General features: G+C 66.1%; 12 protein-coding genes. 5 read left to right on the top strand and 7 right to left on the bottom strand.

Annotated elements, in window-relative coordinates; all coding sequences use genetic code 11:
• Positions 1-81 precede the first annotated feature (81 nt).
• The 3 genes from VGR99_RS12575 to VGR99_RS12565 all read left to right on the top strand — a co-directional run bounded on the left by VGR99_RS12575 (position 82) and on the right by VGR99_RS12565 (position 2,785).
• On the top strand, positions 82-768 hold the full coding sequence (locus VGR99_RS12575; RefSeq protein ID WP_326898683.1) for an O-methyltransferase: 687 nt from the start codon (positions 82-84) through the stop codon (positions 766-768).
• 87 nt (positions 769-855) lie between these two features.
• Positions 856-1,542 carry a siderophore-interacting protein gene (locus VGR99_RS12570; RefSeq protein ID WP_326898682.1) on the top strand — a complete coding sequence of 229 codons (687 nt, stop codon included), beginning with the start codon at positions 856-858 and terminating at the stop codon, positions 1,540-1,542.
• A 208-nt stretch (positions 1,543-1,750) separates the two neighbouring features.
• A complete protein-coding gene (locus VGR99_RS12565; protein ID WP_326898681.1) occupies positions 1,751-2,785 on the top strand; it encodes a tripartite tricarboxylate transporter substrate binding protein in 1,035 nt (344 codons plus the stop codon).
• Positions 2,786-2,788: 3 nt separating this feature from the next.
• Here the strand turns inward: VGR99_RS12565 and hydA are convergent, their stop codons facing one another.
• The 6 genes from hydA to VGR99_RS12535 are packed head-to-tail and all read right to left on the bottom strand — an operon-like array spanning position 2,789 to position 8,947.
• Positions 2,789-4,249 carry a dihydropyrimidinase gene (gene hydA / locus VGR99_RS12560; RefSeq protein ID WP_326898680.1) on the bottom strand — a complete coding sequence of 487 codons (1,461 nt, stop codon included), beginning with the start codon at positions 4,247-4,249 and terminating at the stop codon, positions 2,789-2,791.
• Complete coding sequence (locus VGR99_RS12555; RefSeq protein WP_326898679.1) at positions 4,210-4,950, bottom strand: maleate cis-trans isomerase family protein; 741 nt, start codon at positions 4,948-4,950, stop codon at positions 4,210-4,212. The genes hydA and VGR99_RS12555 overlap by 40 nt, the downstream gene beginning before the upstream one ends.
• Positions 4,947-6,329, bottom strand: a complete 1,383-nt coding sequence (locus VGR99_RS12550; protein ID WP_326898678.1) for an amidohydrolase family protein — start codon at positions 6,327-6,329, stop codon at positions 4,947-4,949. Before VGR99_RS12550 ends, VGR99_RS12555 begins: the two co-directional genes overlap by 4 nt.
• Positions 6,330-6,331: 2 nt before the next feature.
• Positions 6,332-7,108: an ABC transporter ATP-binding protein gene (locus VGR99_RS12545; protein WP_326898677.1), complete on the bottom strand. Its 777-nt coding sequence runs from the start codon at positions 7,106-7,108 to the stop codon at positions 6,332-6,334.
• Positions 7,108-7,959, bottom strand: a complete 852-nt coding sequence (locus VGR99_RS12540; RefSeq protein ID WP_326898676.1) for an ABC transporter permease — start codon at positions 7,957-7,959, stop codon at positions 7,108-7,110. The genes VGR99_RS12545 and VGR99_RS12540 overlap by 1 nt, the downstream gene beginning before the upstream one ends.
• Positions 7,943-8,947, bottom strand: coding sequence for an ABC transporter substrate-binding protein (locus tag VGR99_RS12535; protein ID WP_326898675.1), 1,005 nt, complete (start codon positions 8,945-8,947; stop codon positions 7,943-7,945). Before VGR99_RS12535 ends, VGR99_RS12540 begins: the two co-directional genes overlap by 17 nt.
• Before the next feature lie 200 nt (positions 8,948-9,147).
• On the opposite strand from VGR99_RS12535, the gene VGR99_RS12530 reads away from it, so the two are divergent.
• On the top strand, positions 9,148-9,855 hold the full coding sequence (locus tag VGR99_RS12530; RefSeq protein ID WP_326898674.1) for a GntR family transcriptional regulator: 708 nt from the start codon (positions 9,148-9,150) through the stop codon (positions 9,853-9,855).
• A 2-nt stretch (positions 9,856-9,857) separates the two neighbouring features.
• Positions 9,858-10,607: an aspartate/glutamate racemase family protein gene (locus VGR99_RS12525; protein ID WP_326898673.1), complete on the top strand. Its 750-nt coding sequence runs from the start codon at positions 9,858-9,860 to the stop codon at positions 10,605-10,607.
• On the opposite strand, the gene VGR99_RS12520 is transcribed toward VGR99_RS12525, so the two are convergent.
• A complete protein-coding gene (locus tag VGR99_RS12520; RefSeq protein WP_326898672.1) occupies positions 10,604-11,995 on the bottom strand; it encodes an amidase in 1,392 nt (463 codons plus the stop codon). The genes VGR99_RS12525 and VGR99_RS12520 overlap by 4 nt on opposite strands.
• Positions 11,996-12,056: the final 61 nt, after the last annotated feature.

The raw sequence follows: 12,056 nt of genomic DNA, 5'->3' as shown, positions 1-12,056 counted from the left end.
CGTTCGCGGAATGCGGCTTGAGGGACGATTTCGTATCCAGGCTCCGAAGCGCCGGTGGCGCATTGCAAGGAGCCGATCATCATGGATTCACTCAGCACGGACCTCGTCGCCGACGTCCTCAATCGCCTTCACCAGGAAGCGGAGATTGCCGACGCGCCGCTGATGCAGGCCCTCGTCGATGAAGCCGGCAGCCGCGAAGAGATGATCAGCCAGGCCATCGCGGCCGAGAGCCGCGATCTCAACGCGGTCTACCAGACCTATGCGGACAATTTTCTGAGCGTTTCACCGCGGTTCGGACGCTTCCTCTACATGTGTGCCCGCGCCTGCAAGGCGAAGCGCATCGTCGAGTTCGGCTCGTCGATGGGGATTTCGGCGATCTACATGGCGGCCGCGCTGCGCGACATGGGCGGCGGCCGCCTGATCGGGACCGATCTCGAACCCGGCAAGATCGAGCGCGCCAGCGCCAACGTCGCCGCCGCGGGGCTCACCGACTTCGTCGAGTTCAGGCTCGGCGATGCCCGCGAGACGCTCGCCTCCGGCATCGGTGAGATCGACATGGTGATGCTCGACGGCGCCTTCACGCTCTATCTTCCCATTCTCCAATTGCTGGAGCCGCAATTGAAGCCCGGTGCGCTCATTGTCGGCGAGAACGCGTTCGAGGAAGCCTCGGGCTATATCGACTACGTCAGAGATCCCCAGAACGGCTATCTCTCGATGTCACTGCCGTTCGACCCCGGTCGCGGCAACGAACTCACCATCAAGACCTGATCATCCGGGAGCCAAGCCTTGAACGAGCCCGGCCAGTCACCACACCTCTCCGACTCATCGCAGGCCCCGCAGGGACGAGTCACAAAAATGCTGCTGCGCTGGCTGATGCGCCCGGCGCGCGTCACCGCCATCGAGACGCTGTCGCCGCGCTTTCGACTCATCGACCTCGAAGGCGAGGCCCTCAGGGACGTCGCCTGGACTGCCGGGCAAAAGATCCAGATCGCGATGGGTGCGGGCCTCAGCGCACGCACCTATACGCCGATGTCATGGGATGCGGGCCACGGCAAGACGCGGCTGCTTGCCTTTGCGCATGGCGATGGCCCCGGGAGCCGTTGGGTGAGCGGCTTGCGCACGGGCGATTCCTGTCAATTCTTCGGCCCACGCCGTTCGCTCGATCTTGCCGGTCTGGAGGCGCCTGTCGTTGTGTTCGGCGACGAAACCTCGTTCGCCGTCGCTGCAGCTCTGCGCAACAATCTGCAGGCCGGCGGTGCGCTCCACATGTTCGAAGCCACGGACATCGTGGAGTCGCGGCGGGTACTGGACGCGATCAATCTTGGCGAGGCGCGATTGATCGCACGCAGCACCAGCGAGGACCATCTCGCTGCCATTGAAGCGGAAATGCTGCGCCTTGCTGCAAACGGAGCGCAGTTCGTCCTCACCGGCAAGGCATCCGCGATCCAGCGCATCAGCCGCACGCTGAAATCTGCAAGCGTTGCGTCATCGCGCATCAAGGCCAAGGCCTATTGGGCATTGGGCAAGACCGGGCTCGATTAAGCTTTTCTTCACTCGGACAAGATGTCGCGCCCACTGCAGAATGAGACGGGTTGGTAAGTTTTGAGACGAGCAGGCATGACGGTCGCATTCGCGAGCTAACTACGATCCAGGCGTAGAAAATCGCGACCTGGCGCTCATCCCGACGATTCCTGTCCCGGACGGTCCCAGGTCTGGCAGAACAAGACACAGTCGGGAGATTCAGTCCGAGATGACACGGTTCGATCGCAGCAAGATCACGGATAGCGCGTACGCTGAGGAGTTTCGTCCCGACCGCCGCACTCTGCTGTCGCTCGGTGTCGGCGCCGCTGTCGCCGCGACCGGACTGCGTTCCGCGCAAGCGCAAGACTATCCCGCCCGCCCCGTGCAGGTGCTGGTGCCCTTTGCCGGCGGCAGCGCCAGCGACGTCATCACGCGCATCCTGCTCAACCGCATGTCGACGTCGCTCGGACAAGCCTTCGTGGTCGACAATCGCCCCGGCGCCGGCGGCAATATCGGCACCGCAGCCGCAGCACATGCCGCCCCTGACGGTTACACCCTGCTGATGAGCACCTCCGGCCCGCTGGCCGCGAACAAGGCGCTCTACAAGGACCTTCCTTACGATCCGCTGAAAGACCTCGCTCCGATCGGCCTGTTCGCGACGCTGCCGAATGTCATCGTGATCAATTCGAAATTGCCGCCGAAATCGCTGGCCGAGCTGATCGACTACGCCAAAGGCCATCCCCGCGAGCTCAACTACGGAACGGTGGGCGTCGGCTCGTCGCAGCATTTGGCCGCGGCCTATTTCGAGCAGCTTACCGGCACCGAGCTCACGCACGTTCCCTACCGCAACATCGCCGCCTACACGCCGGACTTCATCGCGGGCCAGGTCCCGCTCGGCTTCCAGCTCCTGCCGAACGTCCTCGGCCTGATCAAGAGCGGCGATGCGCGCCCGCTCGCGGTCGCCAACGACAACCGCATGACGGCGCTGCCTGACGTGCCGACCGCGTCCGAGGCCGGCCTGAAGAATTACGAGAGCGCCGCCTGGCTTGCGCTGCTCGCGCCGGCGAATACCGACAAGGCCGTCGTCGACAAGCTCTACAAGGCGATGGTCGAAGCCGTGAACGATCCGAAAGTGCGCGCCCTCTTCGTCGAACAGGGCGCCGAGCCGCTGGTGATGGACCCCAAAAGCCTGACGGACTTCATGACCTCCGAGACCACCAAATGGGCCGGCATCATCAAGAAGATCGGCATTGAGCCTATGTAAGGATCACACTAGGCTCGACTTGCCGCGGCTGAGCACTTCGCCGGCGCCCTTGTCGCCGACGATCTTGCCGTGCTCGTACACCACCCGCCCCCGCGCGATGGTGGTGACGGGCCAGCCGGTGATCTCAAAGCCTTCCCACGGCGTGTAGTCGGAGCCGTGGTGCAGATCGGCCTGCTGGATTTTCTTGGTCAGCTTCGGGTCCCACAGCGCGATGTCGGCGTCGAAGCCGACGCCGATCGAGCCCTTGCGCGGGTAGAGGCCGTAGATGCGCGCGTGGTTGGTCGCGGTCAGCTCGACGAACTTCTGCAACGTGATGCGTCCCTTCGAGACTCCTTCCGAGAACAGGATCGGCAGCCGCGTCTCGACGCCTGGAATGCCGTTCGGCACCCAGCGGAACGAGGTCCGCGCATTCGGCGTCAGCTTGCCCTTGGGATCGTCGTAGCGGAACGGGCAGTGGTCCGACGAAAAAGTCTGGAACACGCCCGTGGTGATGCCTTCCCAGATCGCCTGCTGGCTTTCGGCATCGCGCGGCGGCGGCGAGCAGACATATTTCGCGCCCGTGATGTCCATGTTGAGGCCCTTCATGTCGTCGGCCGTCAGCGTGATGTATTGCGGGCAGGTCTCGGCATGCACCGGCAGACCGCGCTGCTGGGCCCAGCGCACCTGCTCCATCGCCTCGCGGCCTGAGACGTGCACGATCATGATGGGAACGCCGATCACCTCGGCATGGCTGATGGCGCGATGCGTCGCCTCGCGCTCGACCGCCTGCGGCCGCGAGGTGCCGTGATAATAGGGCGCAATGTGACCTTCGCGCTCGAGCTTGCTGGTGAGGAAGCGGATCGCGTCATAGCCCTCGCAATGGACCATCACCAGCGCCTCCTCGCGGCGCGCGACGTCGAACACCTCGAGCAGCTGCTTGTCGCTCAGCACGAGGTCGTCATAGGTCATGAACACCTTGAACGAGGTGTAGCCGTCCTTGACGAGGGCCGGCAGCTCCTGCCCGAGCACGACCGCGGTCGGGTCGGAGATGATGAGGTGAAAGGCCGTATCGATGTAGCACTCGCCCTCGGCAAGCTTGCGGTAGTTCTCGACGCAGGTGCGCAGCGAGGTCCCCTTCTCCTGCAGCGCGAAGGGCAGCACCATGGTGTTGCCGCCGGCCGCCGCCGCGCGCGTCGCCGAGGCGAAATCGTCGGCCATGACGACATCGGGGCCCGAGGACTGGGAGATGTGGACGTGGCTGTCGATTCCGCCCGGCAGCGCCAGCAGGCCCGTCGCATCGATCTCCCGCGCGGCGCCCTCGATACGGTCAGCGATGCTGACGATGCGACCGTCGCGAATGCCGATATCGGCGCGGAACTCGTCGCCGGCCGTCACGATGGTGCCGCCGCGAATGGCGAGATCGAGCTGCGTCACAGGAGTCTCCGTCACTTGATGCCTGCTGATGTCTGGAAGATCCGGCCCCATTGCGCAAGAGCCCCGATGTCGCCGCCGGCGAGTTCGAGCGTTCGCCACAGCGTGACCGCGACCGAGTCGAGCACCGCGATATTCAGTTCCCGTTCCAGCGATGCGGCGAGCGCGGCGCCATCGAGATTGGTGCAGAGAATGACGATGGCATCGGCGCCCTCTGCCGCCACCGCGCGGATCATGTCCGCGATGGTCGCGGGCGCAACCTCGCCAAAGGAATAATTGTCGCGCAGGCCGAGATGCCGCTCGGCATGCGAGGCGACGCCCTCCTCGGCCCAGACGTCGCCGATGCGCCGCTGCACGTCATCCGTATAGGGCGAGACCAGACCGACGCGTTTGGCGCCGAGCGCGTGGACGGCATCGATGCAGGCGAGCGTGGACGTCGTCGCGGGCACGCCGGTGCGCGCCGTGATCGCCTCGCACAGGCTCCGGTCGCGGCCAATGCCGAGCCAGCTTGCGGAGGTGCCGTTCCACGCGATGGAGCCGACCTTGGCATCCGCCAGCAGATCAGCCGCCGGCAGCATCACCGAGGCATCGAACTGGCTCAGCGCCGCCGCATCGAGCGCGATCTCGGTGACACGGAAGCGCGAGAAATGCGCGGTGACGCCCTCGACACCGGCCAGCATGGCACTGGTGACGGGTTCGAGCACCGAGTTGGAGGACGGCGTGATCATGCCGAGGCGCTTGCGCATGCTGGTCATCTTCCTGCGACCCGTTGCCTGACGGGGGCGACATTGTGTCTGGCCCACAGCGCTTCCGCAACCTTCTGCGCCTCGCGAACCAGCTCGGCGCCGTCGGCACTCAGCAGGCGACCGTCCTCGATCACGACACGGCCATCGACAATGACGGTCTTCACGTTATTGCCGTTACCGGACCACACCAGCGCGCCGAAACCGTCGATGACAGGCGCGAGTGTCGGCTCGGACAGGTCGAGCAGGACCAGGTCGGCCTTCTTCCCCACCGTAACGGACCCGATCTCGTCGCCGAGCCCGAGCGCTTCGGCGCCGCCCTGTGTCGCCCACCGGAGCGCCGTCCGCGCATTCAGCCCGTCCTTCTCGCCGCGGATCCGCTGCATGGCAACCGCCCAGCGCATCGCCTCGAACATGTCGCCCGAAAACGTATCGGTGCATAGCGCCATCCGGGCGCCGTGACGCGCGATCGAGGCCGCAGGCGCGATGCGGCCGGTCTTGGCGTTGCCGATCGGCGTATAGGCCATGGTCGCCTTCGCCGCGCCAAGCGCGGCTTCGTCATCGGCGGTCACATGGATGCAGTGTGCCGCGATCAGGCGCTGGTCGAGCAGCCCGGCCGCATCGAGCACCTCGACCGGAGACCGGCCGCTGCGCGCCTGGGTTTGCGACACCTCGATCGGGCTCTGGCAGACGTGGGTGTGGACATTGCCGCCATATCTCTGCACGAGACCGGCCACCTCGCGCAGCAGTTCGTCCGAACAGGTGTCCGGTGCATGCGGGGCGAAGTCGCACCTGATCCGGCCATTGTCGTGGCCCTGCCAGCGCTCGACCAGCGCGACGTTCTCGGCGATGCTCGCAGCACCGATGGCGGCCGAATAGTCGTAGCGCTTCTGGGTCAGGGCTTCCGGATCGGCGTCGTGGATCCGCCCCGCGATGACGGCGCGGGAGCCAAGCTCGGCATGCGCCTTGGCCAGCGCTTCCGGGTAGCGATAGAAATCGACGATCGTCGTCGAGCCGGTCCGCAACATCTCGTAGACGCCGAGTCGCGACAGCGCCGTGGCCTCGCCTTCGGTCAGTCGATGTCCCTGCGGAATTCCGGCCGTGAACATCGGCGCAAAGCCGAGATCCTCGATCATGCCGCGGGTGATCATCAGCGGGGTATGATTGTGTACGTTGACCAGCCCCGGCATCACGAGCTTGTCGCGCGCATCGATCGTGCGCCTCGGCGACCAGCGCTTCGCGAGTTCGTCGCCATCGCCGACGTCGACGATGCGGCCCTGCTCGATGGCGACCGCGCCGCCTTCGACCATGCGATCGGCGCCATCCAGCGTGACGATAAGCCCGCCGTTGACCAGGAGATCACAGGCGCGCGGTGTTGTTGCGGATTCCATGGTCACGACGCTTGTGCAAGGCGCGTCGACTCCTCCCGGATCAGGGACAGGATGTGGCGCTTTGCGTCATTGAATTCGGGGCTGGTGATGTCGCGTGGACGCGGCAGGTCGAAATTGACGGCCTCGCGGATCCGGCCAGGCCGCTTGGTCATCACCACGATCTTGTTGCCGAGCACCAGCGCCTCGTCGACGCTGTGGGTGACGAACACGATGGTGCAGCGGCGCTTCTGCCAGATCGCGACCAGCTCTTCCTGCATTTCGAGCTTGGTCTGGGCGTCCAGCGCGGCAAACGGCTCGTCCATCAGGATGACGCTCGGGTTCATCAGCAGCGCCCGGGCGATGCCGACGCGCTGGTTCATGCCGCCGGACATCTCGGAAGGGTGATGGTGCTCGAATCCGCGCAGGCCCACGAGATCGATGAACTCCATGGCGCGGTCGTGGCGCTCGGCCTTGGCGACGCCCTTGAGCTTGAGGTGGAAGGCGATGTTGTCGATCGCGGTCAGCCACGGCATCAGGGTCGGCTGCTGGAACACCACGCCGCGGTCCGAGCCGGGCCGCTCCACCTGCTTGCCATCGACCAGCGTACGGCCGGACGTCGCCTGCTCGAAGCCGGCGATGATGTTCAGAAGCGTCGACTTGCCGCAGCCGGACGGGCCGAGCAGGCAGACGAAGTCGTTGGCCTCGATGTCGAGATTGATGTTGTCCAGCGTCAGCAGGTCGCGGCCGCGCCGCTTGTCGGAGAACACCTTGACGATGTTGCGAAGCTCGATTGCCGCCATCAGCCCGCCCTGCCCTGCACGGTGGTTGTCTGCTGCCAGCGCAGCGTGCGCGCCATGACCGCCTTCAGGCCGAGGTCGGAGAGATAGCCGAGCAGCCCGATCGAGATCATTGCAGCCAGCACGATGTCGTAGCGCAGGAAGTAGTAGGAATCCCACAGCACGTAGCCGAGGCCGCTCTTGACCGCGACCATCTCGGCGGTGACCGTCAGCATCCAGGCCGATCCGACCGCGATGCGCAGGCCTGCGAAGATCGAGGGCAGCGCCGCCGGCAGCACGATGTCGGTCAGCATCTGCCGCCCGTTCGCGCCCATCATCGCGCCGGCGCGGACGAGATTGTGGTCCACCGTCTTCACGCCATGGATGCTGTTCATCAGCACGGGGAAGAAGGCGCCGAGGAAGACGAGGAAGATCGCCGGCTTGTCGGCGATGCCGAACCAGATGATGGCGAGTGGAATCCAGGACACCGGCGGGATCGGCCGCAGCATCTGCAGCGTCGGCTCCAGCGTCTTCTCGAACAGGCGCGACCAGCCGATCGCGACACCGGCGAGGATTCCGAGCAGGCTCGCCAGCGCAAAGCCGCCGAACACGCGAAGAGCGCTGGCGAGCGCGTCGCGCAGCCAGTGCCCGGAATAAGTCTGCGTGGTCTCGTCGAAGCCGAACACCCAGTCGCCGAGCGCGTGCAGCACCGCGCTCGGCGCCGGCAGCAGCGCCGGCGGCAGCATGCCGCTGCGGGCAAAGGCCTCCCAGCCCGCGATCAGCAGCGCGGGCACGATGAGGCGTTCGAGCCCCTGGAACGCCCGCGTCAGCCGGAATCCCGGTCTTGCGGGCGTGACGTCAGTAACCGAGGTCATTCTTGGCCTTTCCGGTGGCCTTCTCCAGGAACGAATAGTCCATGTTCTTCTCCGCTTCCGCGGAGACGTCCTTCGAGATGTATTTGAGGTCGCGCATCATCGCGGCGATCGCGAGCGTCTGCGAGCGATGGATCGCCGGATCGGGCGAGGCATTGTTCAGCGCTTCGGTCGCGACCGTCTTGTCGAGGCCGGTGAGCTTGTTGATGACCTCGATCCACGGTCCCTTGTCGGCGATCAGCCTGTTGTCGAGCTCGACCACGGCCGTAACGATGCCCTGCACGCCGGCGCGCTGGCTGGCGATCACGTCGGAGCGGGTGACGATGAGATTGGTCAGGTTGCCCGCGGCCTGGTCATACGGCAGCACGAAATGCTTGCCGGCTCCCGAAAGCCGGATCTGCGAGGCGAACGGCTCGACCGAGCAGATCATGTCGACCTCGCCGCGCTGCAGCGCCGCGAGGTGGTCGGACGGGTTGGGAATGTTGATGAACTGGATGTCCTTGTTGGGGTCGACGCCCTGCTTCAGGAAGGCGCCGCGCATGTGGATGTCCTGCGCGTTGCCGCGGGAGGCCGCGACCTTCAGCGGCTGGCCGTCGCTCTTTGCCTTCGTCACGGTCGCCTTGAACGCGGCCCAGTCCTCCGGCGGCAGGTTCAGCTTGGCGGACGAGAGACATTCCGAGCCGCCATTGATCTGGCCGGACACGGCGACGACGTCAAAGCCCTTGTCGAGCGCGGTGATGTAATGGAGGTAGGTGACCTGCGCGACGTCGATGCTCTTCGACACCAGCGCAGTCAGCACGTCATTGCCCGAGTTGAAGCCGGTCGCCTCGACCTCGACGCCCTTCGCCATGCTTGGGATTAGCGACATCGGCAGGCAGTGCGCGCATTTGGCGTAGCCGAGCTTGATCTTCGCGGTCTGCGCCATGGCGAGATCGCCACCGCCGAACATCGCCGCCATCACCACGAGGCCCACTCGCAAACTCGTCCGCATCGCTTACTCCGTTTTCGGAAGGCGCGAGATCTCGCGCGTCGCGCCAGATCATTGGCCGGGCTTCGCGACAACGCAATCCGGTTTTTGCATGCTGCATACAATTTGCGCGTTGTGCCATTGTTTTCAGCTACATGCGTCGGTATTTTGGGCAAGCCAAGGGGCCGGAAACGGCTAGGATGAACTGAAGCAAAGAGGCGCGCGTGCAGCAGAAGTCGGAAACCCCGAAGGGCCGAAAATCGCCCAAACTCAAGAGGATGGGCCTGCATGAGCGCGCCGCCGCGCGGATGCGGACGATGATCATTCGCGGCGAGCTGGCGCCGGGATCGCAGACCCAGGAGACCAGGCTGTCGAAGGAGCTCGGCGTGTCGCGCACCCCGCTGCGCGAGGCCATGAAGGTCCTCGCCGCCGAAGGACTGATCGAGCTGCGCCCCAACCGCAGCCCGCGCATCGCCGATATCGCGGTCGAGGACATCCAGGAATTGTTCGAGGCGCTGGCCGGCATCGAGCGGCTTGCGGCCGAGCTCGCCGCGGAGCGCGCCACCGAGCGCGATCTCGCTCGCTTGCGCACGCTCCAGACCCGGATGGAGGGTCACCACCGCAACGGCAAGCTCGACGAGTACTTCGCCATCAATGGCGAGATCCACAACACCATCGTCCGCATGGCCCGCAACACGCCGCTGCGCGAGGCGCACGAGACGCTGATCTCCCGCGCCGAACGCGCGCGCTATCTGGCGCTCGGCGCCGACAAGCGCTGGAGCAATTCGGTCGACGAGCACGCCAGCATCCTCGCCGCCCTCGAGGCGCGTGACAGCGAGGCCGCGGGACGCCTGCTCGGCGCCCATGTCCGCCAGACCGGCACCGCGCTGCTCGAGACCCTCGCCCCCAAACCCAAGCTGACGGCGGCCTGACCATGAAGCTGCTGCTGCTCAACCCCAACACCAGCGCCTCGGTCACGCAGTTGATGACCGATGTCGGGCAGCGCGCCGCCGCGCCCGGCACCGAGATCGTCCCCTGCACCGCCTCGCGCGGCGTGCCCTATATCGCGACGCGCACCGAGGCGCAGATCGGCGGCGCCATCGCGCTGGAGATGCTGGCCGAGCAGCACACCAAGGTCGACGCCGCGATCATCGCAGCCTTCGGCGATCCCGGCCTGTTCGCCGCGCGCGAGACGTTCGACATTCCCGTGATCGGCCTTGCGGAAGCCGCGATGCTGACGGCCTGCATGGCCGGACGCCGTTTTGGGATCGTCACCTTCGCGCAGGCGCTCGGGCCCTGGTACGAGGAATGCGTGCGCGATCACGGGCTACGCGAGCGCTGCGCCGGCATCCGCATGCTCGATACGCCGTTCAAGGCGATTTCGGACGTCGGCACCGAGAAGGAGGATCTGCTCGTCGAACTCGCGCAGCGCGCCATCGTCGAGGACGAGGCTGACGTGCTGATCTTCGCGGGCGCGCCGCTCTCGGGTCTTGCCGAACGCGTCGCCGACCGGATCCCCGTCCCCGTCGTCGACCAGGTCGTCGCCGCCGTGAAGCAGGCCGAGGCGCTGGTGGCGCTGCGCCTGCGCAAAGCGACTGCCGGTACCTACCGCCGGCCCGCCGCCAAACCCACCCTTGGTCTTGCCGACGCGCTCGCCGCCCGGCTCGAGCATCGCGACAGCTAGGGGAGCGTTGGCCGCCGATGCGAAAAGCCCAATTCGTTTTCGATGGCACGGCCGAAGGCAAACAGACGGGATTCGCACCCGGGCGGCGCGATGATCTGGATACCGAAGGGCAGCTCGTGCGCCTGCCGCCGCACCGGCAAGGTCAGCACGGGGAAGCCGACCAGCGAGACGACGAAGGTGACGGCGAGATAATCGATCGGCGTCTCCAGCGCCTTGCCGTCGATCGCGGTGACATCGCTGATCTCGTTCGGCCAGGGGAAGACGGACGCGGCCGGCGCGACCAGGAAATCGGCGCGGGCGAACAGTTCGCGAAAGCTGCGGTAGATCGCGGTGCGGCGCCGCTCGGCGTTGAGGTAATCCTCGGCGGAGAGCCTTGCGCCCGCCTCGATGTTCCAGATCACGGTGGGCGTCAGCTCGGCGCGGCGTGTCCTGAGCAGCTCGCCATAATTGTTGGCGATGTGCGCCGCGCGCAGCGTGCGGAAGGTCTCGACCGCACCGCCGCAATCGGGCGAGGACGGCACGACATCGGCCACGCCGGCGAGTGCATCGCACGCCGCGGCAAAGCAGGCACGCACATCGCGCGCAACCATCGCGACGCCAAAATCGGGCGTGGCTGCGATCTTGGCCCGCCCTGCGAGCGGCCGATCGTCATTGACGACACCGGCCGAGAGCGGATCGTTCGCATAGCCTTCCCCGCAGACCGACAGCGCCAGTTCGAGATCATCAACACCGCGGGCAAGAAAACCGTGCGTCGCCAGCATGTCCCAGCCGAGTGGACGCCGCGGCGACGGGATGCGGCCGGGCGTCGGCCGGATCGAGGCGACATCGCAAAAGCTGGCGGGCGTGCGCACCGAGCCGCCGAAATCGGTGCCGTGCGCGAGCGGCACCATGCCGGCAGCGACCGCGACGGCGGAGCCGCCGGACGATCCGCCGGAGGTGAGCGCGGGATCGAACGGATTGCGCGTCGGCCCGCACAATTTATTGGTGCAGAGCGCACCGAAGCCGAATTCAGGCGTGTTGGTCTTGCCCAGAATGATCGCGCCGGCGCGCCGCAACCGCGCGACCACGAGATCGTCCTCGGTCGGGACGTGATCGCGAAACAGCACCGATCCATAGGTGGTCGCAAGCCCCGCAGTGTCGGTGAGATCCTTGATCCCGACGGGCACGCCATGCAGCGGGCCGACCGGCGCGGCCGCGGCATCGCAGATGTCAGCGGCACGGCGGGCCCCCTCCGCATCGACGGTCACGAACGCCGCCAATCGCGAATCCTGTTCCGGGATCCGCGCCAGATGCGCCTCGACGGCGTCGTGCGAGGAGAGTTCGCCCTTGGCGATGGCGCGCGCAAGGTTTTTGGCAGTGAGGTCGCAGATCGATGGCTTCGATGTCATCGCCGCACCATGCCAAACCTCGCAACGAAAGGCGAGCGCGGCGGGCACGAGACTTGCTTTC

Source organism: Bradyrhizobium sp., from assembly GCF_035935975.1.
GTDB lineage: Bacteria > Pseudomonadota > Alphaproteobacteria > Rhizobiales > Xanthobacteraceae > Bradyrhizobium.
This window is presented reverse-complemented; position numbering and strand designations above follow the sequence as displayed.